Annotated in this window: 22 protein-coding genes; 14 read left to right on the top strand and 8 right to left on the bottom strand. The window is 56.3% G+C overall.

The window, feature by feature from the left end; genetic code table 11:
* Window positions 1–102: 102 nt before the first annotated feature.
* Window positions 103–513 carry a Cu(I)-responsive transcriptional regulator gene (cueR, locus tag ACQUTI_RS12200; protein ID WP_004204725.1) on the top strand — a complete coding sequence of 137 codons (411 nt, stop codon included), beginning with the start codon at window positions 103–105 and terminating at the stop codon, window positions 511–513.
* On the opposite strand, the gene ACQUTI_RS12195 is transcribed toward cueR, so the two are convergent.
* Together ACQUTI_RS12195 and ACQUTI_RS12190 are read right to left on the bottom strand one after the other, a co-directional pair.
* Entirely contained in the window at window positions 510–968 is a 459-nt protein-coding gene (locus ACQUTI_RS12195; protein WP_017898886.1) for an NfeD family protein, read from the bottom strand. The two genes, cueR and ACQUTI_RS12195, sit on opposite strands and share 4 nt — an antisense overlap.
* The gene (locus tag ACQUTI_RS12190) at window positions 965–1,882 is read right to left on the bottom strand and encodes an SPFH domain-containing protein (RefSeq protein WP_004204723.1); all 918 of its coding nucleotides are present in this window, start codon (window positions 1,880–1,882) and stop codon (window positions 965–967) included. The genes ACQUTI_RS12195 and ACQUTI_RS12190 overlap by 4 nt, the downstream gene beginning before the upstream one ends.
* 140 nt (window positions 1,883–2,022) lie before the next feature.
* On the opposite strand from ACQUTI_RS12190, the gene fetA reads away from it, so the two are divergent.
* Together fetA and fetB are read left to right on the top strand one after the other, a co-directional pair.
* Entirely contained in the window at window positions 2,023–2,700 is a 678-nt protein-coding gene (gene fetA, locus ACQUTI_RS12185; protein ID WP_004204722.1) for an iron efflux ABC transporter ATP-binding subunit FetA, read from the top strand.
* Entirely contained in the window at window positions 2,687–3,469 is a 783-nt protein-coding gene (fetB, locus tag ACQUTI_RS12180) for an iron efflux ABC transporter permease subunit FetB (protein WP_004204721.1), read from the top strand. The genes fetA and fetB overlap by 14 nt, the downstream gene beginning before the upstream one ends.
* Before the next feature lie 107 nt (window positions 3,470–3,576).
* Here fetB and ACQUTI_RS12175 read toward each other — a convergent pair whose 3' ends face one another.
* From ACQUTI_RS12175 to tesA, 3 genes are read right to left on the bottom strand one after another with little or no spacing between them, the layout of a single operon-like run.
* A complete protein-coding gene (locus ACQUTI_RS12175; RefSeq protein ID WP_004204720.1) occupies window positions 3,577–4,431 on the bottom strand; it encodes a co-chaperone YbbN in 855 nt (284 codons plus the stop codon).
* A gap of 58 nt (window positions 4,432–4,489) precedes the next feature.
* Window positions 4,490–5,299 carry an SDR family oxidoreductase gene (locus ACQUTI_RS12170; RefSeq protein WP_072140396.1) on the bottom strand — a complete coding sequence of 270 codons (810 nt, stop codon included), beginning with the start codon at window positions 5,297–5,299 and terminating at the stop codon, window positions 4,490–4,492.
* Window positions 5,289–5,912: a multifunctional acyl-CoA thioesterase I/protease I/lysophospholipase L1 gene (gene tesA / locus ACQUTI_RS12165; protein ID WP_025999119.1), complete on the bottom strand. Its 624-nt coding sequence runs from the start codon at window positions 5,910–5,912 to the stop codon at window positions 5,289–5,291. The genes ACQUTI_RS12170 and tesA overlap by 11 nt, the downstream gene beginning before the upstream one ends.
* Between tesA and ybbA the strand changes: the two genes are divergently transcribed.
* Together ybbA and ybbP are read left to right on the top strand one after the other, a co-directional pair.
* Window positions 5,883–6,569, top strand: a complete 687-nt coding sequence (gene ybbA, locus ACQUTI_RS12160; protein WP_004146399.1) for a putative ABC transporter ATP-binding protein YbbA — start codon at window positions 5,883–5,885, stop codon at window positions 6,567–6,569. The two genes, tesA and ybbA, sit on opposite strands and share 30 nt — an antisense overlap.
* Window positions 6,566–8,980: a putative ABC transporter permease subunit YbbP gene (ybbP, locus tag ACQUTI_RS12155; protein ID WP_064189738.1), complete on the top strand. Its 2,415-nt coding sequence runs from the start codon at window positions 6,566–6,568 to the stop codon at window positions 8,978–8,980. The genes ybbA and ybbP overlap by 4 nt, the downstream gene beginning before the upstream one ends.
* On the opposite strand, the gene ACQUTI_RS12150 is transcribed toward ybbP, so the two are convergent.
* Window positions 8,942–9,070, bottom strand: coding sequence for a hypothetical protein (locus tag ACQUTI_RS12150; RefSeq protein WP_032431199.1), 129 nt, complete (start codon window positions 9,068–9,070; stop codon window positions 8,942–8,944). The genes ybbP and ACQUTI_RS12150 overlap by 39 nt on opposite strands.
* Before the next feature lie 91 nt (window positions 9,071–9,161).
* On the opposite strand from ACQUTI_RS12150, the gene ACQUTI_RS12145 reads away from it, so the two are divergent.
* Window positions 9,162–10,307: a porin gene (locus ACQUTI_RS12145; RefSeq protein WP_064166466.1), complete on the top strand. Its 1,146-nt coding sequence runs from the start codon at window positions 9,162–9,164 to the stop codon at window positions 10,305–10,307.
* A 108-nt stretch (window positions 10,308–10,415) separates the two neighbouring features.
* Here ACQUTI_RS12145 and mnmH read toward each other — a convergent pair whose 3' ends face one another.
* Entirely contained in the window at window positions 10,416–11,495 is a 1,080-nt protein-coding gene (gene mnmH / locus ACQUTI_RS12140; RefSeq protein WP_064178158.1) for a tRNA 2-selenouridine(34) synthase MnmH, read from the bottom strand.
* A gap of 87 nt (window positions 11,496–11,582) precedes the next feature.
* Window positions 11,583–12,506: an HTH-type transcriptional activator AllS gene (allS, locus tag ACQUTI_RS12135; protein ID WP_043521430.1), complete on the bottom strand. Its 924-nt coding sequence runs from the start codon at window positions 12,504–12,506 to the stop codon at window positions 11,583–11,585.
* Window positions 12,507–12,714: 208 nt separating this feature from the next.
* Between allS and allA the strand changes: the two genes are divergently transcribed.
* The 8 genes from allA (at window position 12,715) to allB (ending at window position 22,098) form a co-directional block, all read left to right on the top strand.
* A complete protein-coding gene (gene allA / locus ACQUTI_RS12130) occupies window positions 12,715–13,197 on the top strand; it encodes an ureidoglycolate lyase (RefSeq protein WP_025714052.1) in 483 nt (160 codons plus the stop codon).
* A gap of 91 nt (window positions 13,198–13,288) precedes the next feature.
* Entirely contained in the window at window positions 13,289–14,107 is an 819-nt protein-coding gene (gene allR, locus ACQUTI_RS12125; protein WP_012737529.1) for an HTH-type transcriptional repressor AllR, read from the top strand.
* 87 nt (window positions 14,108–14,194) lie between these two features.
* Window positions 14,195–15,976, top strand: a complete 1,782-nt coding sequence (gene gcl / locus ACQUTI_RS12120) for a glyoxylate carboligase (RefSeq protein WP_428923273.1) — start codon at window positions 14,195–14,197, stop codon at window positions 15,974–15,976.
* A 13-nt stretch (window positions 15,977–15,989) separates the two neighbouring features.
* Window positions 15,990–16,766, top strand: coding sequence for a hydroxypyruvate isomerase (gene hyi / locus ACQUTI_RS12115; protein ID WP_043521429.1), 777 nt, complete (start codon window positions 15,990–15,992; stop codon window positions 16,764–16,766).
* 119 nt (window positions 16,767–16,885) lie between these two features.
* Window positions 16,886–17,764 (top strand): 2-hydroxy-3-oxopropionate reductase, encoded by an 879-nt coding sequence (gene glxR / locus ACQUTI_RS12110; RefSeq protein ID WP_025714214.1) that lies wholly within the window; start codon window positions 16,886–16,888, stop codon window positions 17,762–17,764.
* 54 nt (window positions 17,765–17,818) lie between these two features.
* Window positions 17,819–19,075 (top strand): MFS transporter, encoded by a 1,257-nt coding sequence (locus ACQUTI_RS12105; RefSeq protein WP_048267517.1) that lies wholly within the window; start codon window positions 17,819–17,821, stop codon window positions 19,073–19,075.
* A gap of 77 nt (window positions 19,076–19,152) precedes the next feature.
* Window positions 19,153–20,607 carry an allantoin transporter gene (locus ACQUTI_RS12100; RefSeq protein ID WP_025714216.1) on the top strand — a complete coding sequence of 485 codons (1,455 nt, stop codon included), beginning with the start codon at window positions 19,153–19,155 and terminating at the stop codon, window positions 20,605–20,607.
* 129 nt (window positions 20,608–20,736) lie between these two features.
* On the top strand, window positions 20,737–22,098 hold the full coding sequence (gene allB, locus ACQUTI_RS12095; RefSeq protein WP_043521427.1) for an allantoinase AllB: 1,362 nt from the start codon (window positions 20,737–20,739) through the stop codon (window positions 22,096–22,098).
* Window positions 22,099–22,266 lie beyond the last annotated feature (168 nt).

Here is a 22,266-nt window from a genome sequence, read left to right as displayed (position 1 = left end):
AACTCCTGAATAATTTTCCGGTCAACGATTGACCAGAACCACTCTTTCATCGAGTATTAAGAAGGTTAAACCTTCCAGCAAGGGGAAGGTCAAGGAGAAAAAATGAATATCAGCGATGTGGCGAAAAAAACCGGCTTAACCAGCAAAGCGATTCGTTTTTACGAAGAAAAGGGGCTGGTGACGCCGCCGTTGCGCAGCGAAAACGGCTACCGCACCTACGGTCAGCAGCATCTCGATGAACTGACGCTGCTGCGCCAGGCGCGGCAGGTGGGGTTTAATCTGGAAGAGTGCCGCGAGCTGGTGGCGTTATTCAACGACCCGTCACGCCACAGCGCTGATGTGAAAAAACGCACGCTGGAGAAAGTGGCGGATATTGAGAACCACATCCGCGAGCTACAAAATATGCGCGCGCACCTGCTGGCGCTGGCCGAATCCTGTCCCGGCGACGACAGCGCGGAATGCCCGATTATCGATAATCTTTCCGGCTGCTGTCATCGCAAGGCGCAGGCTTAACGAACGACGGGTCTGATCCGTAGCGTAATCCCTTCCACGGCGACCACTTCGACTTGACTGCCTGGGGCGAGGTCCTCGTCAGCCATCACCGGCCATGAGCTGTCGCCCACGCGCACGTGGCCGCGGCCGTTTACCAGCGGGGCATCCAGCGTCAAACGGCGGCCTATCAGCTGCTGCCCGCGCTGGTTGAGTTGAGCATCGGCAGGACGCTGCAGTTTGACGCGCTTGCGCAGCCACTTCGACCACAGCCACGCCGCCAGCAGAGTGAGGACGGCAAACAGCGTGCCTTGCCATTCCCAGCTCAGCGGCAGGAGCCAGGTCAGGGCGCCGGTCACCACGCCGGCGACGCCGCTCCACAGCAGGTATCCGCTGCCGCCCAGCATCTCGGCCGCCAGCAGCAGCCCGCCGAGGCTTAGCCAGAACAGATGAGGGTGGGCGAGGATCATGTCGATCATGATTTTTTCCGATCGCCAGCGCCTTCTTTGATCAGCTCGCTGATCCCGGCGATCGATCCCATCAGGCTGCTGGCATCCAGCGGCATCAGCACCACTTTACTGTTGTTGGCGGCGCCAATCTGCTGCAGCGCATCGGTGTATTTCTGCGCCACGAAGTAGTTGATCGCCTGAATATCGCCTGAGGCGATCGCTGAGGAGACCATCTGGGTGGCGCGGGCTTCCGCTTCAGCGGAACGCTCGCGGGCCTCCGCCTGCAGGAAGGCGGACTGCCGCTCGCCCTCCGCCTTGAGGATCTGCGACTGCTTTTCCCCTTCCGCTTTCAGAATTTCCGCCTGACGCACCCCTTCGGCCTCAAGGATATAGGCGCGTTTGGTACGTTCGGCTTTCATCTGGGCGTTCATCGAGGCGATAAGCTCCGCCGGTGGGCGAACGTCGCGAATTTCGACGCGGGTGATTTTCACCCCCCACGGGTTGGTGGCGTCGTCAACGATATGCAGCAGGCGGGTGTTAATGCTGTCGCGCTGGGAGAGCATTTCGTCCAGCTCCATCGAGCCGAGCACGGTACGAATGTTGGTCATCGTCAGGTTGACGATCGCCTGCTCAAGATTGCTGACCTCGTAGGCGGCCTTTGGCGCGTCAACCACCTGAATAAAGCAAACGGCGTCGATGGTGACGTTGGCGTTATCTCTGGAGATAACCTCCTGTGAGGGGATGTCGAGCACCTGCTCCATCATGTTCACTTTGCGGCCGATGCGGTCCATAAACGGCACGACTAAGCTTAATCCCGGCTGCAGCGTCTGGGTAAAACGCCCGAAGCGCTCCACCGTCCACTGGTAGCCCTGCGGGACGATTTTCACCGCCGCGGCCACAATGACCAGCGCGACGAAAATAAGGATAGGAATAAAAATCAGCATCAAAAACCTCCTGTCTTGTTGCCTGGTGAAGCGCTACAAAGAAATAGCGCGTGTTTAAACTGAGTATATCTTTCTCCACCACCGGGAGAAAGGAAAGTGCGGTAAACTAGCGGTGTTTCAGAAAATAATCAGGAAGCCTCATGAAGGAAAATAACGCGCTTTTGCGTCTCGAGGGTGTGGGATTTAAGACCGACGACGCAGTTATTTTACACAATATCAATCTTGAGCTCAGACCCGGGGAATTTAAGTTGATTACCGGGCCTTCCGGCTGCGGGAAAAGCACCTTGCTGAAAATTATCGCCTCGCTGCTCAGTCCGACCTCCGGACGCCTGTTTTTCGACAATGCCGATGTCGCGACGCTGTCGCCGGAAAGGTATCGCCAGCAGGTCTCTTACTGTGCGCAGACGCCGGCGCTGTTCGGGGATTCGGTTTACGATAACCTGATTTTTCCGTGGCAGATCCGCAATAAACAACCGGATCCGCAGGCGCTGGTGGCCGACCTGCAGCGCTTTGGTCTTGGCGAAAATATGCTGGAAAAATCGATTAATGAACTATCCGGCGGGGAAAAGCAGCGCGTCTCGCTGATCCGCAATTTACAATTTCTGCCGCGCGTGCTGCTGCTGGACGAAATTACCAGCGCGCTGGATGACAGTAATAAACAGAATGTGAATGACATTATTCATGGCTATGCGACGGAAAAGCAGGTCGCTGTTCTGTGGGTCACCCACGATCGCAACGAAATTTCGCATGCCGATGAAGTGATTACCTTGCAGCCTGCCGGCGGAAACATGCAGGAGGTACGGCATGAACGGGCATAACATTACGAACGAATCGCTGGCGCTGTCGATGGTGCTGGTGCTGATCGCTATTCTGGTGAGCTATCGGGAAAAGCTGGCGCTGGAAAAAGATATTCTCTGGAGCATCTGCCGGGCGATCGTGCAGCTGATTATCGTCGGCTATGTATTGAAATATATCTTTAACGTCAATCATGCGGTTCTGACGCTGTTGATGGTGCTGTTTATCTGCTTTAACGCGGCGTGGAATGCCAAAAAGCGCAGCAAGTATATCGATAAGGCTTTTGTCTCGTCATTTATCGCCATCACCACCGGCGCCGGGCTGACGCTGGCGGTGCTGGTGTTCTCTGGCTCGATAGCCTTTGTCCCGATGCAGGTGATCCCGATTGCCGGGATGGTGGCCGGGAACGCCATGGTAGCGGTGGGACTGTGCTACAACAATATGGGCCAGCGCTTCAGCAGCGAGCAGCAGCAGATTCAGGAGAAGCTGAGCCTCGGCGCGACGCCGAAAATGGCCTCGGCGCGGCTGATTCGCGACAGCATTCGCGCGTCATTGATACCCACCGTCGATTCAGCGAAAACGGTCGGCCTGGTGAGCTTGCCAGGGATGATGTCGGGGCTAATTTTTGCCGGTATTGACCCGGTAAAGGCGATTAAGTACCAGATCATGGTGACCTTTATGCTGCTGTCGACCGCCAGTCTGTCGACGATTATCGCCGGCTATCTGACCTACCGGAAGTTCTTCAACGCCCGCCATCAGCTGGTGGTGACGCAGCTGAAAAAGCGCCCGTGAACGATCCCGGGTTGCGGCGTTCACGCCTCACCCGGGCGACTAAGGCTAGGTTCCGCATCGTTCGCGTAGCCCGGATAAGCGCAGCGCTATCCGGGGCTGGCAACGGATTAGTACAGCAGCGAATAGAGCTGACGGCGGTATTTGGCGGCCAGCGCATCGCCGGTACCGAGGGCGGCGAGGATCTCCTGCAGCATCTTGCGCGCCTGGCCGTCGCCAGCGCCTAAATCCTTCTGCAGATGGCTGAACAGCAGCGCCAGCGCTTCTTCGTTACGCCCGACCTGATGCAGCTGTAGCGCCAGCTGGGAGGCCAGCTGCGCGTCCTCCGGATTCTGTTCCACCTGCTGCTGCAGCTGCTGGATTTCCGGCGTGTCGGCGGCCTGTTTGAGTAGCTCAATCTGCGCCACCAGACCCTGATAGTGGGTATCCTGATCCTGCAGCGGAATAGTCTTCAGTACGTTTTCCGCTTCATCGGAACGGTGCAGAGCAATCAGCGTTTCCGCCAACAGCAGGCCAATCTGGCTGTCCTGATTCGACAGCTGCCAGGCCTCCTTCAGCAGCGGCAGGGCATCGGCGTATTTTTCTTCCTGCATCAGGGCCAGGGCCTGCTGCGCTTTCAGCTCCTCTTCGCGAGGCAGGACTTTATCCAGCAGGGCGCGGATCGCTTCTTCCGGCTGCGGGCCTTCAAAACCGTCCACTGGTTGGCCGTTCTGGAACAGATAAACCGTAGGGATGGCGCGCAGACCAAACTGTGAAGCGAGCATCTGCTCGGCGTCGCAATCGACCTTCGCCAGCGTAAACTGGCCGTTGTATTGAGCGGCCAGGCGCTCAAGAACCGGGGTCAGCTGTTCGCAGTGCTGGCTGCGGGCAGACCAGAAGTAAAACAGCACCGGGACGTTCATGGACTGCTGTAGCGTCTGCTGCAGGTTCGCTTCGCTAATGTTGACAATATTCTGTTCGGACATGGGCATTTCTCGTTAGTCGATTTCTGTTTTACATGGGGGCGGCATGCCGCGCTTCAACTCAGCCGTGGATAATTTTGTCCATCGCGCGGGCTGGCAGCAGGCGTTTGAGCAGCGCCACCGCGTGGGTGACCAGGGTGACCGGGTAGCGCAGCTTCGGCTTATCGCTGATAAAAGCGTGGCGCACTTTTTCCACTACCGCCTCCGGCCCGAGGGTAAAACGGGCGGCGATGCCCGGGTTTTCAACGGGCTTGTCGCTTTGCGTCTGGTTGACGTTATCGGTAAAGCGGGTGCGGATCGGGCCCGGCTCAATCAGGCTGACCTTGATACCGCTGTGACGCAGCTCCATGCGCAGTGCGTCGGACCATGCCTCGAGGGCGTATTTACTGGCGGCGTAGGCGCCGCGGCCGGGGCTGGCGATAAGCCCCATCACCGACGAGGTCATCACGATGCGACCTTCGCCGTGCGGCGTCATCGCTGGCAGCAGCAGCATGGTGAGCTGATGGACGCCGAAAAAGTTAGCGGAAAACTGCTGTTCCATCTGCTGGCGGCTGATGGTGTTCAGCGGGCCATAGACGCCGTATCCGGCGTTATTGAACAGGCCGTAGAGACGATTATCGGTCAGCGCAAGCACCTCCGCCGCCGCGCGCTCCACGCTCTGCGGGTCGTCCAGATCGAGCAAAATACCGGTTAGCCCCAGCTCCTGCATCCGCGCCACGTCCTCTGCCTTGCGGCAGGCCGCCAGCACGCGAAAGCCCTGGCGGGTTAAATCCAGTGCGCTTTCCAGACCAATCCCGCTGGAACAGCCTGTCACTAAAACCGTTTTTTGCATAACTTTACCTGTCAGCGACCCCTGGCGTTCAGGAGTCATGATTAACTAAGGGAGCCAGCCGGTTCGCCATCCACTCGGCGATAAACGGCTGCGCGTCGCGATTCGGGTGAATGCCGTCGTCCTGCATCCACTGGGGTTTCAGATACACCTCCTCCATAAAAAATGGCAGGAGAGGGATAGCGAACTCTTTGGCCAGGGCCGGGTAAATCGCGCCGAAGGCTTCATTATAGCGGCGGCCATAGTTCGCCGGCAGGTGAATTTGCATCAGCAGCGGCTCGGCGTTGGCCGCTTTGATATCCTTAATAATGGTGCGCAGCGTCTGCTCGGTCTGCTGCGGCGGAAAGCCGCGTAGCCCGTCATTGCCGCCGAGCTCAACCAGCACCCAGCGCGGCTGATGCTGTTTAAGCAGCGCAGGCAGACGGGCCAGCCCTTGCTGGGAGGTATCGCCGCTGATGCTGGCGTTCACCACTGGCGTTTTCGCCTGCCACTTCTCATTGAGCAGCGCAGGCCACGCGGCGTTGGCCGCCATCCGATAGCCAGCGCTCAGGCTGTCGCCGAGGATCAGCAGCGTATCCGCCGCCATCGCGCGGCAGGTAAACAGGAACAAAAACAGGAAAGGCACATGCCAGCGGAAAACATACTTGAAGTTCATCATCTTAAGAAGTCCGTCGGTCAGGGGGAGCATCAGCTCTCCATCCTTACCGGAGTTGAGCTGGTTGTCAAACCGCGGCAGACCATCGCCCTGATCGGCGAGTCGGGCTCCGGTAAATCGACCCTGTTGGCGATCCTCGCCGGCCTGGACGATGGCAGCAGTGGGGAAGTATCGATGCTGGGCAAACCGCTGCATCGGATGGATGAGGAGGCGCGGGCGGCGCTGCGGGCGCAGCACGTCGGTTTTGTCTTTCAGTCGTTTATGCTGATCCCGACGCTCAACGCCCTGGAGAACGTCGAGCTGCCGGCGCTGCTGCGTGGCGCCAGCGACAGCCAGAGCCGGGGCGATGCCCGCGCGCTGCTTGAGCAGCTGGGGCTTGGCAAACGCCTGCACCACCTGCCGGCACAGCTCTCCGGCGGTGAACAGCAGCGGGTCGCGCTGGCCCGGGCCTTCAATGGTCGTCCGGCCATTCTGTTCGCCGATGAGCCCACCGGCAACCTCGATCGCCAGACCGGGGATAAAATTGCCGATCTGCTGTTCTCGCTTAATCGCGAACACGGCACCACCCTGATCCTCGTCACTCACGATCCGCTGCTGGCGGCGCGCTGCGACCGTCGTCTGCGCCTGGTGGATGGCCAGCTGCGGGAGGAAGCATGATCGCCCGCTGGTTCTGGCGCGAATGGCGCTCGCCGTCGCTGCTGATCGTCTGGCTGGCGTTAAGCCTCGCCGTGGCCTGCGTGCTGGCCCTGGGGTCGATAAGCGATCGGATGGAGAAAGGCCTCAGCCAGCAAAGCCGTGAGTTTATGGCAGGCGACCGCACGCTGCGCAGTTCGCGCGAGGTGCCCGCTGAGTGGATCGCGCATGCGCGCCAGTCAGGGCTGAGCGTCAGCGAACAGCTGAGCTTCGCCACCATGACCTTTGCGGGCGATACGCCGCAGCTGGCGGACGTCAAGGCGGTGGATGACCGCTATCCGCTGTATGGCACTCTCGAGACGCAGCCGCCGGGGCTGAAGCCCCAGGCGGGCAGCGTGCTGCTGGCGCCAAGGTTGATGGCGCTGCTGAACCTGAAAACCGGCGATACGATTGACGTTGGCGACGCCACGCTGCGCATTGCCGGGGAAGTGATTCAGGAGCCGGATGCGGGGTTCAACCCCTTCCAGATGGCGCCGCGGCTGATGATGAATATGGCCGACGTGGCAAAGACCGGCGCCGTGCAGCCCGGGAGTCGCGTCGCATGGCGCTATAAGTTCGCCGGCGACGCTGAACAGCTGGCCAATTATGAGCAGTGGCTGCTGCCGAAACTCGGCCCGGAGCATCGCTGGATTGGTCTTGACCAGGACGACAGCGCGCTGGGCAAATCCCTCGAACGCTCGCAGCAATTCCTGTTGTTATCCGCGCTGCTGACGCTGCTGCTGGCCGTCGCGGCGGTGGCCGTGGCGATGGGCCACTACTGCCGCAGCCGCTACGATCTGGTCGCCATACTCAAGACGCTGGGCGCCGGACGGGCGCAGCTGCGCAAGCTGATTGTCGGCCAATGGCTGCTGCTGTTGACGCTGTCGCTGATAACCGGCGGGGCAGCAGGGCTAGCGCTGGAGCGTCTGCTACTGCTGGTGCTCAAACCGGTTCTGCCCGCCGCGCTCCCGCCGGCCAGCGGCTGGCCGTGGCTGTGGGCGGTGGGCGCGACCGGCGTGATTTCCCTGCTGGTGGGCCTGCGCCCCTATCGGCTGCTGCTGGCGACCCTGCCGCTGCGGGTGCTGCGCCAGGACGTGGTGGCTAACGTCTGGCCGCTGAAAATCTGGATCCCGACGGTCAGCGCCGTGGTGGTGGGCCTGCTGGCGTGGCTGATGGGCGGCAGCCCCCTGCTGTGGTCGGTGCTGGCCGGGGCGGTGGTGCTGGCGCTGCTGTGCGGCCTGGTGGGCTGGGGATTGCTGTGGCTGCTCAAACGCCTGACGCTCAGCGCCTTGCCGCTGCGTCTGGCGGTGAACCGCCTGCTGCGCCAGCCGTGGTCGACCCTCAGCCAGCTGGCGGCGTTTTCCCTGTCGTTTATGCTGCTGGCGCTCCTGCTGGTGCTGCGCGGCGATCTGCTCGACCGCTGGCAGCAGCAGCTGCCCCCGGAGAGCCCAAACTACTTTCTGATCAATATCGCCCCTGAGCAGATAATGCCGGTGAAGACTTTCCTCGCCGAACACCAGACGCGGGCGGCGGAATTTTATCCGATCGTCCGGGCTCGTCTGACGCAGATCAACGGCCACTCCACGGACGGGAACAAAGACGAAGCGCTGAATCGCGAGCTTAATCTCACCTGGAGCGAACAGCGTCCGGATCATAATCCGCTGGTGGCCGGCAGCTGGCCGCCGAAGCCGGGCGAGGTATCGATTGAGGAGGGGCTGGCGCAGCGGCTGGGGGTGAAGATCGGCGATACGGTGACCTTTACCGGCGATACTCAGGACTTCAGCGCGAAGGTGAGCAGCGTGCGCAAAGTTGACTGGGAGAGCCTGCGGCCCAACTTCTTCTTTATTTTCCCCTCCGGGGCGCTGGACGGGCAGCCGCAGAGCTGGCTCACCAGCTTCCGCTGGGATAACGGTCCCGCGATGTTGACCCAGTTGAACCGCGAGTTTCCTACAGTCAGCCTGCTGGATATCGGCGCCATCCTGCGTCAGGTCGGCCAGGTGCTCTCCCAGGTCAGCCGGGCGCTGGAGGTGATGGTGGGCCTGGTCACGGCCTGCGGCGTGCTGCTGTTGCTGGCGCAGGTCCAGGTCGGTATGCGCCAGCGGCATCAGGAGCTGGTGGTCTGGCGCACGCTGGGGGCCGGAAAATCGCTGCTGCGCGCCACGCTGTGGGCGGAGTTTGCCCTGCTGGGGCTGGTCTCCGGCCTGGTGGCGGCGATAGGCGCCGAAGTGGCGCTGGCGATGCTGCAGACGAAAGTCTTTGATTTCCCCTGGACGCCGGACTGGCGGCTGTGGGTGATGCTGCCGCTGACGGGGGCGGTGTTGTTATCCCTGTGCGGCGGCGGGCTGGGGCTGCGTTTGTTAAAAGGGAAAGCGTTGTTCCGTCAGTTTAACCAGTAAGATTATTGCATTTTGATGATGCGCCGCCGTTTTTGGCGGCGCTTTTATTTTAAGCGCACAAATTGATAACTCGTTGATTTTTAAGCGCACAAAACATTAAAAAACCGACAACACGCTGTACTGATTCGCGGTTAATATTCAGCTGGTAAATATAAGGTTGCTTATTAATCAAGGAAAAACTATGGCACATAAAATAAAAGCGCTGGCGATCTCGATCGGCGCAACACTGGTGTTCGCTTCATTTGCTTCTCACGCGGAGATCACGCTGCTGAAACAAGATCCGCAGGCGGGCGATCCGTTAAGCCGGCTTAACTTTACCGTCGGCGGGAGTATTCGTCCGCAATTCAACATGATGACCGGCGATGGCGATAAAGGCTCCTATAAGCGTAACGGTTTCGACGGCGGCACTCGTTTCCGCTTCGCGGCGGATTACTACCTGTTCGATGATATTAGCTGGATCAGCTACTACGAACTGGGGGTGAACATTCCGGCGCTGTTTGACTGGGATAACCACTACGCAGAAGGGGCGAACAATACTACCCGCCGCATGCTGTATACCGGCCTGAAAAGCGATACCTGGGGGACGTTAACCTACGGGCAGCAGAACAGCATTTACTATGATGTGGTGGGGGTGAAAACCGATATCTGGGACTACGACATGATCGGCCAGGCCCCGGGCAACGGTATTAACGGCGATTACGATGGTTCTTATCGTTCACGTAATATGCTGAAATATAAGAAAACCGTTGGCGATGTCGATCTTTACGGCTCTTATCTGTTCGAAGACAGCGAATACCTGCCGGGTAACGGTCTACGCTATAAACGTAAAGGCGGCGGTTCTGTTGGCGCGGACTACCACATCATGAAGGATCTGACCTGGGGGACCGCGTGGAACTACACCCGCGCCGAAATGCGCGACCCGTCAAGCGCCGACAGCAAAACCTATGACCAGAACATCGTCGGTACCGCGCTGAGCTGGACCCCGGATAACTGGACCTTCTCCTTCGGCGGCGGCTGGTATCAGAACTTCCTCACCACCAAAAAAACCGATGTGCATAATTACTTCGCCGGCGACGCCTGGGGGATTGAATATTTTGCGGGCTATAAATTCCCGATCAATCAATACGCTGTTAAATCTATTCAGCCGTACTTTATGGGCGACCGCCTGCAGTACGTGAATGGCCGCAACTACCAGCGTATCGATAACGGTCTGGGGATTAGCTTCCAGCTGGATTACGGTTTCCGCGTTGACTACGAGCACGTGTTTACCTCCAGCACCGACAATCTGGGCGATATGAACCTGGTGCGTCTGCGCTACGACTTCTAAGCGGTCACATCTCCCCGGTCGCGATGCGCTCACCGGGGCTACAAATCATGCCGACCGGTAGCCCGGCTAAGGCGTTTACGCCGCAAGCCGGGACAATCGAGCATGCGATTACTTCTCCAGCCAGGCGGCGACCTCCTGCCAGCTGCCGCGAAAAATAATCTTCCCGGCTTTTTTCCCCAACTGATAGCGATACATCGGGTCGTAGTATTCTTCCAGTAGCGGCACCAGCCAGGCGAAGTGCGCCTCGGTGCTGGCGGTGCGCTGCTGCTGCGCCAGCGCCTCATCGAGGCGTTCAGTGAGCTGGGCAAAACGCTGCAGCCCCAGGCGACGGCGGATGGCAAACAGGCCGTGATGCAGATACTCGCCGTATGCCTGCCAGCCTTTCTCTTCGCCATAGGCGGCGATAAAGTCGCGATACATGCGATCGAAATACTCCTCGCGCAGCCGTTCGAGGCGAACGTCAAACGGATCTTCCACCACCGCCAGCGGCGATTGCGCCATGCGGATGCGCAGGCACTCCGGCAGATGGTTGGCGCCGATCATATGGCCTTCATCTTCCAGCACCCAGCGCGTCTGCTGTTCGGCTTTTTTGAGCAGGCTGACCGCCAGGTGGTTTTCAAAGGTGGCTTGCGGATGCTGCGGCTGTAGCGTGCGGCCAAACGAAGAGCCGCGGTGGTGGGCATGGCCCTCCAAATCGATACCGTCCGGTCGCGAGCAAACCAGCTGGGTTTTGCCGTTGCCGGTGCAGCCGCCAATCAGCACGATCGGCCGCTGTACCAGCGCGTCGGTAGCCTGGATCGCCGCCTGGCGCAGCGCTTTATAGCCGCCGACGATCAGGGGGTAATCCACGCCAGCTTCTTTCAGCCACTGCTGGACAATATGCGAGCGCTGGCCGCCGCGGGCGCAGCACAGGTAACCGTGCGGGTAACGGGCGCATGCTTCCAGCCATGACCGGATCCGGCTGGCGCGCAGATCGCCCTGAACCAGCTTATGGCCGAGCGCCAGCGCCGCTTCTGGCCCCTGGCGCTTATAGCAGGTGCCGACCGCGGCGCGTTCTTCATCATTCATCAGCGGCAGGTTGATTGCCGCCGGCATCGCGCTTTGGCTAAACTCCACCGGGGCGCGTACGTCAATCAGTGGCGTATCGCTGGCGAGGATCTGCAGAATATTTTTTAGTACTGATTCCATCATTTAAACCGTTAGGCAATCCAGACGCGTCGCTCGACGCGATAATTCTCCTATTGTACGCGGTGAGCGCCCGGGAGGATTGATTTTTCACGGTGTATTGCTGAATAGAGTCAGGAACCCCGTTATTTCCGGCGCAGAATGGCTGAACAGCGAGGCGATATCCTGCACCGCTTTACCATGATGATCTTTGCGCCAGGCGAGACTCAATGGCGAAGGGGGACGCATGGTCGGAATGTGTCGGGCGATCAGCTTGCCCTGAGCGATAAGCGGCAGGCAGAGCGGTTCCGGTAAAAAGCCGATGCCGACGCCGGCGAGATGGGCGGCAACTTTGGTTTCGATATCGGGAACCACTATCTCTTTTTGCCCGGGCAGACGCCAGGCGACGCGCTTCGTCAGCCGTCGGGCGCTGTCCTCAATATTCACCGCCGGATAGCGCCGCAATTGCGCCTCTGATAGCGGGTCGGGTTGCTGGCTTAGCGGGTGATGCGGCGACATCACGAAGAGCCAGGTCACCTCACCCAGTGGGTAGACGGCCATGTTTTCCGCTAACGGTTCGGTGCCGGTCACGCCAATCGCCAGGGAGAAGTCGTCATGTAGCAGCGTATCCCAGACGCCCATATAGATTTGTCGTGAAAAATGAAATTGCGTAAAAGGGTAGCGCTGGGTGAGCCAGGCCAGCAGCCGGGCAATGGCCTGCGGGTCGTACATCAGGTTATTCACCACAATATTGACCTGGCGCTCTACCCCGTCGTTTATCTGCTGAAGCTCACCGGGCATACTATCAATCCACCCCAGCCACTCTCTGGCTTGCGCCAGCAGGTGCATCCCGGCCGGCGTCAACAGTACGCTGCGCGTTGTGCGGGAAAAGAGTGCGACACCTGTGTTGTCCTCCAGTAATTTGATGCGATAGCTGATGGTGGCGGTTGTTTTATAAAGTTTTTCCGCTGCTCTTGAGAAGCTGCCGGTCTCAGCGACGCTGACAAAGGTGCGTAATGTTTCGGGATCGAGCATCGCCATATTCCTCGTTATTTAATAATTCACCCATGATTTTTAAGTATTTTTTCATAATAACCTTTTCAATAATGTGGGTTAAATCAGATTTTGGAAAATTATTCCAACTTATAGTGTTGTCACGCTTAGATGGCTGTGGATTGTGCAGCTTCTCTACCCCCTTCAACGTTAGGAAGGGGAACGGTTTTAAATGAATAAGGAACAGCTCATGAAGCTTGAAGTATTGCCCCTGACGCGAGATGCATTCCGCCCGTATGGGGATGTTATCGAAACGGAAGGACAGGATTTTTTTCACATCAATGATGGAAAAGTACAGCGTTTTCACGATCTGGCGATGGTGGAGACGTTACAGCAGGATCGTACGCTCATCAGCATTAATCGTGCGCAACCCGCCGCGCTGCCGATTATTGTCACCGAACTGGAGCGCCATCCGCTGGGTACCCAGGCGTTTGTGCCGATGCGGGGGGAGGCCTTTGTCGTGGTGGTCGCGGCAGGCGGCGATGAGCCGGACATGAACACGCTGCGTGCGTTTATCTCAAATGGCCGTCAGGGGGTGAATTACCACCGTAATGTCTGGCACCATCCGCTGTTTGCCTGGCAGACGGAAACCGATTTTTTAACCGTCGATCGCGGCGGAAAAGACAACTGCGATGTCGTAAAGATCCCGACCGTAGAGCTGAGCTTTGCGTGAGGTTACACGTGACGCTGTCGATTATCTTGCATAACATGTGGGCGCTTACACACTATTTATGCTCAGGTTTTGAGCCGGAGATAATCGAGGTATGACAGAAGTGAGAAGGCGTGGAAGGCCTGGCCAGCAGGAGCCTTCCGCGCAAAAAGGCGCACAGGCGCTGGAGAGAGGGATCGCGATATTGCAATACCTGGAAAAGAGCGGCGGCAGCTCGTCGGTTAGCGATATTTCCCTGAATCTGGACTTACCGTTATCGACCACCTTTCGCCTGCTAAAAGTGCTGGAAGGCGCGGATTTTGTCTATCAGGACAGCCAGTTAGGTTGGTGGCATATCGGTCTTGGCGCGTTCAATATCGGCTCGGCCTACATCCATAACCGGGACGTTTTATCCGTCGGCGGGCCCTTTATGCGGCGGCTGATGCTGATGTCGGGGGAGACAGTCAACGTGGCGATTCGCAACGGCAACGAAGCGGTGCTGATTGGTCAGCAGGAGTGTAAGTCGATGGTGCGAATGTGCGCGCCGCTCGGCAGTCGACTCCCGCTCCATGCTTCAGGCGCCGGGAAAGCGCTGTTGTATCCGCTCCCTGCGGAAGAGCTGGTGGATGTGATTGTGAAGACCGGCCTGCAGCGGTTTACGCCGACGACGATTGTGGATTTGCCGGTCCTGCAGCGAAATCTGGATGAGGCGCGAGCCTGCGGCTACAGCATTGACCAGGAGGAGCATGTGACAGGATTAAACTGTATTGCTTCAGCGGTTTACGATGATGTGGGCTCTGTGGTAGCGGCAATTTCGATTTCCGGACCTGCGTCCAGGCTAACCCCGGACCGTTTTGTCAGCCAGGGCGAGCTGGTAAGGGAGACGGCAAGGAATATCAGTACCGCACTGGGCCTTAAACCCCAGGCCGACTGATCGCCGATCCAACCCGCTCTCTTGAGCGGGACTTTTTTGGTTATGTTTAAATTTGGAAAAATTTTCCAATACAGTGAGGTTGTAAAAATGGCAAAAATGAGAGCCGTTGACGCGGCAATGTATGTTCTGGAAAAAGAAGGGGTTAACACAGCATTTGGCGTGCCTGGCGCGGCTATTAACCCGTTCTATTCTGCGATGCGTAAGCACGGCGGGATCCGCCATATTCTTGCCCGCCATGTTGAAGGCGCGTCTCATATGGCTGAAGGCTATACCCGCGCGACTGCCGGTAATATCGGTGTCTGTCTGGGGACCTCCGGCCCGGCCGGTACGGATATGATCACCGCTCTGTATTCTGCCTCCGCGGACTCGATTCCCATTCTGTGCATCACCGGCCAGGCGCCGCGCGCGCGTCTGCACAAAGAGGACTTTCAGGCGGTGGATATTGAATCCATTGCTAAACCGGTCACCAAGATGGCGGTGACGGTGCGTGAGGCGGCGCTGGTTCCGGGCGTGCTGCAGCAGGCTTTCCATCTGATGCGCTCCGGCAGACCGGGACCGGTGCTCATCGATCTGCCTTATGATGTCCAGGTGGCAGAAATCGAATTCGACCCTGAGCTTTACTCGCCGCTGCCGGCTTATAAACCGGTCGCCACGCGTCCGCAAATTGAAAAGGCACTGGCGCTGTTAGTCCAGGCGGAACGCCCGGTGATTGTTGCCGGTGGCGGGGTGATTAACGCCGATGCCGCCGCGCTGCTGCAACAATTTGCGGAAATCACCCATGTCCCGGTGATCCCGACCCTGATGGGCTGGGGCTGTATACCGGACGACCATGAATTGATGGCCGGAATGGTCGGCTTACAAACCGCGCATCGCTACGGCAACGCCACGCTGTTGGCCTCAGATCTGGTGTTCGGGATTGGCAACCGCTTTGCTAATCGTCATACCAGCTCGGTCGAGAAGTACACCGCAGGCCGCAAAATTATTCATATCGACATTGAACCGACGCAGATTGGCCGTGTACTGTGCCCGGACTTAGGCATTGTCTCCGATGCCAAAGCGGCGTTAATTCAGCTGGTAGACATTGCGCAGCAGATGCAAAAAGAGGGTCGCCTGCCACGTCGCGAGAGCTGGGTTAGCGAGTGCCAGGCGCGCAAGCGTACGCTGCTGCGTAAAACCCACTTCGATAACGTGCCGGTTAAACCGCAGCGCGTCTATGAAGAGATGAACAAAGCGTTTGGCCGGGACGTATGCTATGTCACCACCATTGGCCTGTCGCAAATCGCCGCCGCGCAGATGCTGCATGTGTTCAAAGACCGCCACTGGATCAACTGCGGTCAGGCGGGGCCGCTGGGCTGGACGCTTCCCGCCGCGCTGGGCGTTTGCGCTGCCGATCCTGAGCGCAACGTGGTCGCGATTTCCGGCGACTTCGACTTCCAGTTTCTGATTGAAGAGCTGGCGGTAGGCGCCCAGTTCAATATTCCCTATATCCATGTCCTGGTGAACAACGCCTATCTCGGCTTGATCCGCCAGTCGCAACGTGCCTTTGACATGGACTACTGCGTTCAGCTGGCGTTTGAAAATATTAACTCCAGCGAAGTAAACGGCTACGGCGTCGATCATGTGAAGGTCGCGGAGGGACTCGGTTGTAAAGCAATTCGCGTCTTCAGGCCTGAGGATATTGCCCCAGCGTTTGAGCAGGCCAAAGCCTGGATGAAAGCCTATCGCGTGCCGGTCGTTGTGGAAGTGATCCTCGAGCGCGTAACCAATATCTCCATGGGCAGCGAACTGGATAACGTTATGGAGTTCGAAGACGTTGCCGATAGCGCCATTGACGCACCAACCGAAACTTGTTTCATGAAATATGAATAAATGAGGTGACATTATGTTGCGCTTTTCTGCCAACCTTTCCATGTTATTTCAGGAATATGATTTTCTGGATCGTTTTGAGAAAGCGGCGGCCTGTGGTTTTCGCGCTGTTGAATTTATGTTTCCCTACGACTATGCGCCTGAGCTATTAAAGCAAAAGCTGAGCGACAACCAGCTGGAGCATACTTTACACAATTTACCCGCTGGCGACTGGGCGGCAGGGGAACGCGGCATCGCCTGTATTCCAGGCCGCGAAGCGGAGTTTCGCGAAGGTGTCGACGCCGCAATCCGCTACGCCAAAGCGCTGGGCAATCGTAAAATTAACTGTCTGGTCGGCAAAACTCCGGTGGGCTATCGCGAAGAACATATTCGCTCAACGCTGGTGGCGAATTTACGTTTTGCTGCCGCCGCGCTGGCCCAGGAAGGTATTCTACTGCTAATTGAGCCAATCAATTACTTCGACATGCCGGGCTTTTATCTGAATACCACGCATCAGGCGTTGGCGCTGATTGATGAAGTGGGTAATGATAATCTGAAAATTCAGTACGATATTTACCATATGCAACGTATGGAGGGGGAATTAACCCATACGATGCAAACATATGCTAATCGTATTGGTCACTTACAGATCGCCGATAATCCGAATCGCGGCGAGCCCGGGACCGGTGAAATTAATTATGAGTATCTTTTTAATTTCATCGATAAATCAAACTATGACGGTTGGGTAGGTTGTGAATATAAACCATTGACCACCACCGAAGCGGGACTGACTTGGTTTAATCGCTACCGCTAATTTTAAATTTATCGTTGGGCAGTATTTATTATTCCAGACTCAGGGATTTTATTTCCTGACAACAGGAAGGGATAGCTATTGCCCAGATAAATCGAAATACACATCGTGAGAGGACACTTATGAAGCTGGGATTTATTGGTTTGGGGATTATGGGCACCCCGATGGCGCTCCGTCTTGCTAAAGCAGGGCACGCACTGCACGTTACCACCATTGGGCCTGTTGCTGATGAATTACTCAAGCACGGGGCACAACATCTGGCCTGCGCGGAACAGGTGGCGGAGCAGTCAGACATTATTTTTATTATGGTACCCGATACCCCGCAGGTTGCCGAGGTGCTGTTTGGCGAACATGGTTGTGCTAAAGCGGCGCTGAAGGGCAAAATTATCGTGGATATGAGCTCTATCTCACCGATAGAAACCAAACGTTTTGCGCAGCAGGTGCGGGATCTGGGCGCCGATTACCTTGATGCCCCGGTCTCCGGCGGCGAAATTGGCGCACGTGAAGGCACCCTCTCCATTATGGTTGGCGGCGATGAAAACATCTTTGCCCGCGTAAAACCGCTGTTTGAGATTTTGGGTAAAAATATCACCCTCGTCGGAGGAAACGGCGACGGTCAGACCTGTAAAGTCGCCAATCAGATTATCGTCGCGCTGAATATTGAAGCGGTGTCCGAAGCGCTGGTTTTTGCCTCTAAAGCCGGGGCGGACCCCGCTCGGGTTCGTCAGGCGTTGATGGGCGGTTTCGCTTCCTCACGTATTCTGGAAGTGCATGGTGAAAGAATGCTTAACCGCACCTTTAATCCAGGCTTTAAAATTTCTCTGCACCAGAAGGATCTCAATCTGGCTCTGCAGAGCGCTAAAGCCCTGGCGCTTAATCTGCCGAATACAGCTACCTGTCAGGAGCTATTTAATACCTGTGCCGCGAATGGCGGCAGCGAATTAGATCACTCGTCTCTGATTCAGGCTCTGGAATTAATGGCAAATCATCAAATAGCATAATAAGCGTAAAGCTGCCGAAATCGGCAGCTTTATTTGAACCTCACAGGTGACTTTATGGATACGATCAATAAAAAAGGTGTCGACTATTGGAAACAAATAGTCGTGGTAATGAGTCTGGGCTGGGTGGCAATTTGGATCTATCGTACCGTGTTAACGCCGATTTATCCGGAGATTCAGGCGTCATTGGGTAACGTCAGTAATGCTGAAATTGGCGCGATTGCCAGCTTCTATTTTCTGGCCTACTGCGGCATGCAGATCCCCTGCGGCATTCTGGTGGATAAACTGGGCCAGAAAATTATGCTGATGTGCGGTTTTTCGCTATTTATTATCGGTACCCTGAGTATCGCTAATGCCGGAAATCTGACGCTGATTTATATCGGCTCGCTACTGGCCGGCGCCGGTTGTGCCTCCTTCTTTAGTTCCGCCTATTCGCTCTCCTCGGCCAACGTGCCGCAGGAACGCCGGGCGCTGGCGAATGCCATCATCAACAGCGGCTCTGCCATTGGCATGGGGATTGGCCTGATTGGCTCAAGTATTCTGGTCAAGAGCATGCACATGGCCTGGCAAAATGTGTTGTTTATCGTCGCTGCGATTTTACTGGTGATGCTCTGCGTGTTTACCCTGGTCATTCGCCGCAAACTGAAAGAACCCGCCACGGCGGAAAATAAAACGAGCGCAGCGGCGTCAGCGCCGGTTGCGGAAGAGAAATCGGCGCCGCTGTTCTCGCCATTACTGTGCAGCGTGTACTTTCTCTATTTCTGTACCTGCTACGGCTACTATCTGATTGTAACCTGGCTGCCCTCTTATCTTCAGACCGAACGCGGGTTTGACGGTGGGGCGATTGGTTTTGCTTCCGCGCTGGTGGCGGTGGTCGGGGTACCGGGCGCGCTGTTCTTTAGCCATCTCTCGGATAAATTCCGTGACAGTAAAGTCAAAGTTATTCTCGGGCTGGAGATAGTCGCAGCGGCCATGTTGATGTTTACCGTTCTGTCGCCGAATACCACCATGCTGATGATTAGCCTGGTACTGTACGGGCTGCTGGGCAAAATGGCCGTTGATCCGATTCTTATCTCGTTCGTCTCCGAGCAGGCGTCAGCGAAAACGTTAGGCCGCGCCTTCAGCTTATTTAATTTCTTTGGTATGAGTTCTGCGGTAGTTGCACCGACGCTCACCGGCTTTATTTCCGACCTGACCGGATCGAAAGAAATTAGTTTTGTGATGTCTGCCGGATTGGTTGTTACCGGGACGATACTTTTTGCTCTGATCACCTTGCGCAAGAATAAAATACCGTCAAAGACCATCACCGTATAATAAAAATAAATAATAAAAATTGTTGTTCCACATAGCTAAACCTACAAACGTAATCCGATGCGTATTAAGAGGGAATTATGGAACAAACTCAAGACCTATACAAAACCAGGGGCTATAGTGATGATCTATTGCCGAAATCAGACACTCAGCGTAACTGGAAAACATTCAATTATTTCACGTTGTGGATGGGTTCTGTACACAACGTACCAAATTATGTGATGGTGGGTGGTTTTTTTATCCTTGGACTTTCCACTTTTAGCATCATGATGGCGATAATATTAAGTGCCTTTATTATTGCCCTGGTCATGGTGTTTAATGGTGCTGCCGGAAGTAAATATGGCGTACCCTTCGCGATGATATTAAGAGCCTCATATGGAGTACGCGGTGCATTATTGCCCGGACTGCTCAGAGGCGGTATCGCGGCGATTATGTGGTTTGGCTTGCAATGCTACGCCGGATCGCTGGCATTTCTGATCTTATTAGGCAAATTATGGCCTGCGTTTCTGACGCTTGGCGGTGATTTTAAGCTGCTGGGGCTGTCGTTGCCGGGGTTGATCGCCTTTCTGGTGTTCTGGTTGATTAACGTCGGGATTGGCTTTGGTGGCGGAAAAGTGCTGAATAAATTTACCGCAATCCTCAACCCCTGCATCTATATTGTCTTCGGCGGCATGGCTATCTGGGCCATTTCGCTGGTAGGATTCGGCCCGATCCTCGACTACCTGCCTACCGGGGTGGCAAAAGCGGAACATACCGGTTTCTTGTTCCTGGTGGTGATCAACGCGGTGGTGGCCGTCTGGGCCGCTCCGGCTGTCAGTGCCTCGGATTTCACCCAGAACGCGCGCTCATTTCGCGAGCAGGCTATTGGTCAGACGCTTGGACTCGTGGTGGCCTATATTCTGTTTGCGGTCGCCGGCGTCTGTATTATCGCCGGGGCAAGTATCCACTATGGTATGGATACCTGGAACGTGCTGGATATTGTGCAGAAATGGGACAGCCTGTTTGCCTCGTTCTTTGCGGTGTTGGTGATATTGATGACCACGATCTCCACCAATGCTACCGGTAATATTATACCGGCAGGTTATCAGATCGCGGCGATCGCCCCAGCCAAACTGACCTATAAAAATGGCGTGCTTATCGCCAGTATTATTAGCTTGCTGATTTGTCCATGGAAATTAATGGAGAATCAAGACAGTATTTATCTCTTCCTCGATATTATTGGCGGGATGTTAGGGCCGGTTATTGGTGTAATGATGGCGCACTATTTCATCGTTATGCGTGGGCAAATAAATCTTGATGAACTTTATACCGCGCCAGGAGATTATAAATATTTTGATAATGGTTTTAATGTTACCGCATTCCTGGTAACCATTGTGGCGGTCATTTTGTCGCTCGGTGGAAAGTTTATTCCTTTGCTGGAACCCTTCTCCCGTGTGTCATGGTTTGTCGGTGTTATTGTCGCTTTTGTTGCGTACGCGTTGCTGAAGAAACGGGCGCAACCCAATAATCTGACACGGCCAAATACGGTTAGTTAAGTTAATTTTAACCAGGAAAGTTTATTTCATGGATGAAGCATTACCGGCCAAAGCCATTGTTATTGCGGCACGCAATGTCGCAGCAGAAGTATGGCGGCTGACCCATCTGTACACATACAAGGAGTTATTATGTCTTTTGATTTAATCATTAAAAACGGCACTGTTATTCTGGAAAACGAATCCCGGGTAGTCGATATCGCGGTGAACGACGGCAAAATCGCCGCTATCGGTGAACACCTGGGCGAGGCGAAGCAGGTCATGGATGCCACGGGCCTGATCGTTTCGCCGGGCATGGTCGATGCGCATACGCATATCTCTGAACCTGGCCGTACCCACTGGGAAGGTTACGAAACCGGGACCCGCGCTGCGGCAAAAGGCGGCATCACCACGATGATCGAAATGCCGCTGAATCAGCTACCGGCCACCGTCGACCGGCAGACCATTGAGCTGAAATTCGACGCGGCGAAAGGCAAATTGACCATCGATGCTGCGCAGCTTGGCGGCCTGGTCTCTTATAACCTCGACCGACTGCATGAGCTGGATGAAGTGGGGGTAGTGGGATTCAAATGCTTCGTCGCCACCTGCGGAGACCGCGGGATCGATAACGACTTCCGCGACGTCAACGACTGGCAGTTCTTCAAAGGCATACAAAAGCTGGCCGAAATGAAGCAGACCGTGCTGGTGCACTGCGAAAACGCGCTGATCTGCGACGAGTTGGGCGAAGAGGCGAAAAGGGAAGGCCGCGTGACGGCGCATGATTACGTCGCCTCTCGGCCGGTCTTCACCGAAGTGGAAGCCATTCGCCGCGTTCTGTATCTGGCGAAAGTCGCCGGTTGCCGCTTGCACGTGTGTCATGTCAGCAGCCCGGAAGGGGTCGCCGAAGTGACCCGCGCCCGTCAGGAAGGGCAGGACGTCACCTGTGAATCCTGCCCGCACTACTTTGTGCTCGATACCGATCAGTTCGAAGAGATTGGTACCCTGGCGAAGTGCTCTCCGCCGATCCGCGATGCGGAAAACCAGAAAGGCATGTGGGAAAAGCTGTTCAACGGAGAAATCGACTGCCTGGTCTCCGACCATTCGCCGTGCCCACCGGAGATGAAGGCTGGCAATATCATGCAGGCCTGGGGCGGGATTGCCGGTCTGCAAAACTGCATGGACGTGATGTTTGATGAAGCGGTGCAGAAACGCGGTATGTCTCTGCCGCAGTTTGCCCGTCTGATGGCGACCAACGCCGCCGATATTTTCGGCCTGAAGCATAAGGGCCGCATTGCCCCGGGTAAAGATGCCGACCTGGTGTTTATTCAGCCGAACAGCAGCTACGTCTTACGAGCAGAAGACCTCGAATATCGCCATAAAGTCAGCCCTTACGTTGGTCGCAAGATTGGCGCTCGGATTGCTAAAACCATCCTGCGCGGCGAGGTGATCTATGACATCGAACAGGGCTTCCCGCGCGCACCGAAGGGGAAATTTATCCTTAAGCATCAGCAGTAACGGGTGAATAAACAGTTGGGATGGTTTTCTCCCTCTCTCTTTGGGAGAGGGCCGGGGTGAGGGCATAGGTGGGTACATTTCGCCTCACCCTATCCCTCTTCCCAAAAGGGAGAGGGGACCGTTTCTCGCCCCATTCCATATTTAGCGCCTGTTTAACGGCAGGCGCTT

This window comes from Klebsiella sp. 7-CIP_Kleb., assembly GCF_050378655.1.
In the GTDB taxonomy this organism is placed as follows: Bacteria; Pseudomonadota; Gammaproteobacteria; order Enterobacterales; family Enterobacteriaceae; genus Klebsiella; species Klebsiella quasipneumoniae.
This window is presented reverse-complemented; position numbering and strand designations above follow the sequence as displayed.

Bases quoted from the DNA above. Each gene is read 5' to 3' on its own strand.
- allS (WP_043521430.1), bottom strand. From the start codon at position 12,506: ATGCTCGATCCCGAAACATTACGCACCTTTGTCAGCGTCGCTGAGACC.
- allB (WP_043521427.1), top strand. From the start codon at position 20,737: ATGTCTTTTGATTTAATCATTAAAAACGGCACTGTTATTCTGGAAAAC.
- ybbA (WP_004146399.1), top strand. From the start codon at position 5,883: ATGCCAGCGGAAAACATACTTGAAGTTCATCATCTTAAGAAGTCCGTC.
- ACQUTI_RS12100 (WP_025714216.1), top strand. From the start codon at position 19,153: ATGGAACAAACTCAAGACCTATACAAAACCAGGGGCTATAGTGATGAT.
- hyi (WP_043521429.1), top strand. From the start codon at position 15,990: ATGTTGCGCTTTTCTGCCAACCTTTCCATGTTATTTCAGGAATATGAT.
- fetA (WP_004204722.1), top strand. From the start codon at position 2,023: ATGAAGGAAAATAACGCGCTTTTGCGTCTCGAGGGTGTGGGATTTAAG.
- mnmH (WP_064178158.1), bottom strand. From the start codon at position 11,495: ATGGAATCAGTACTAAAAAATATTCTGCAGATCCTCGCCAGCGATACG.
- glxR (WP_025714214.1), top strand. From the start codon at position 16,886: ATGAAGCTGGGATTTATTGGTTTGGGGATTATGGGCACCCCGATGGCG.
- cueR (WP_004204725.1), top strand. From the start codon at position 103: ATGAATATCAGCGATGTGGCGAAAAAAACCGGCTTAACCAGCAAAGCG.
- fetB (WP_004204721.1), top strand. From the start codon at position 2,687: ATGAACGGGCATAACATTACGAACGAATCGCTGGCGCTGTCGATGGTG.
- ACQUTI_RS12145 (WP_064166466.1), top strand. From the start codon at position 9,162: ATGGCACATAAAATAAAAGCGCTGGCGATCTCGATCGGCGCAACACTG.
- ACQUTI_RS12105 (WP_048267517.1), top strand. From the start codon at position 17,819: ATGGATACGATCAATAAAAAAGGTGTCGACTATTGGAAACAAATAGTC.
- ACQUTI_RS12175 (WP_004204720.1), bottom strand. From the start codon at position 4,431: ATGTCCGAACAGAATATTGTCAACATTAGCGAAGCGAACCTGCAGCAG.
- gcl (WP_428923273.1), top strand. From the start codon at position 14,195: ATGGCAAAAATGAGAGCCGTTGACGCGGCAATGTATGTTCTGGAAAAA.
- allA (WP_025714052.1), top strand. From the start codon at position 12,715: ATGAAGCTTGAAGTATTGCCCCTGACGCGAGATGCATTCCGCCCGTAT.
- ACQUTI_RS12195 (WP_017898886.1), bottom strand. From the start codon at position 968: ATGATCGACATGATCCTCGCCCACCCTCATCTGTTCTGGCTAAGCCTC.
- ybbP (WP_064189738.1), top strand. From the start codon at position 6,566: ATGATCGCCCGCTGGTTCTGGCGCGAATGGCGCTCGCCGTCGCTGCTG.
- ACQUTI_RS12170 (WP_072140396.1), bottom strand. From the start codon at position 5,299: ATGACTCCTGAACGCCAGGGGTCGCTGACAGGTAAAGTTATGCAAAAA.
- tesA (WP_025999119.1), bottom strand. From the start codon at position 5,912: ATGAACTTCAAGTATGTTTTCCGCTGGCATGTGCCTTTCCTGTTTTTG.
- ACQUTI_RS12190 (WP_004204723.1), bottom strand. From the start codon at position 1,882: ATGCTGATTTTTATTCCTATCCTTATTTTCGTCGCGCTGGTCATTGTG.
- allR (WP_012737529.1), top strand. From the start codon at position 13,289: ATGACAGAAGTGAGAAGGCGTGGAAGGCCTGGCCAGCAGGAGCCTTCC.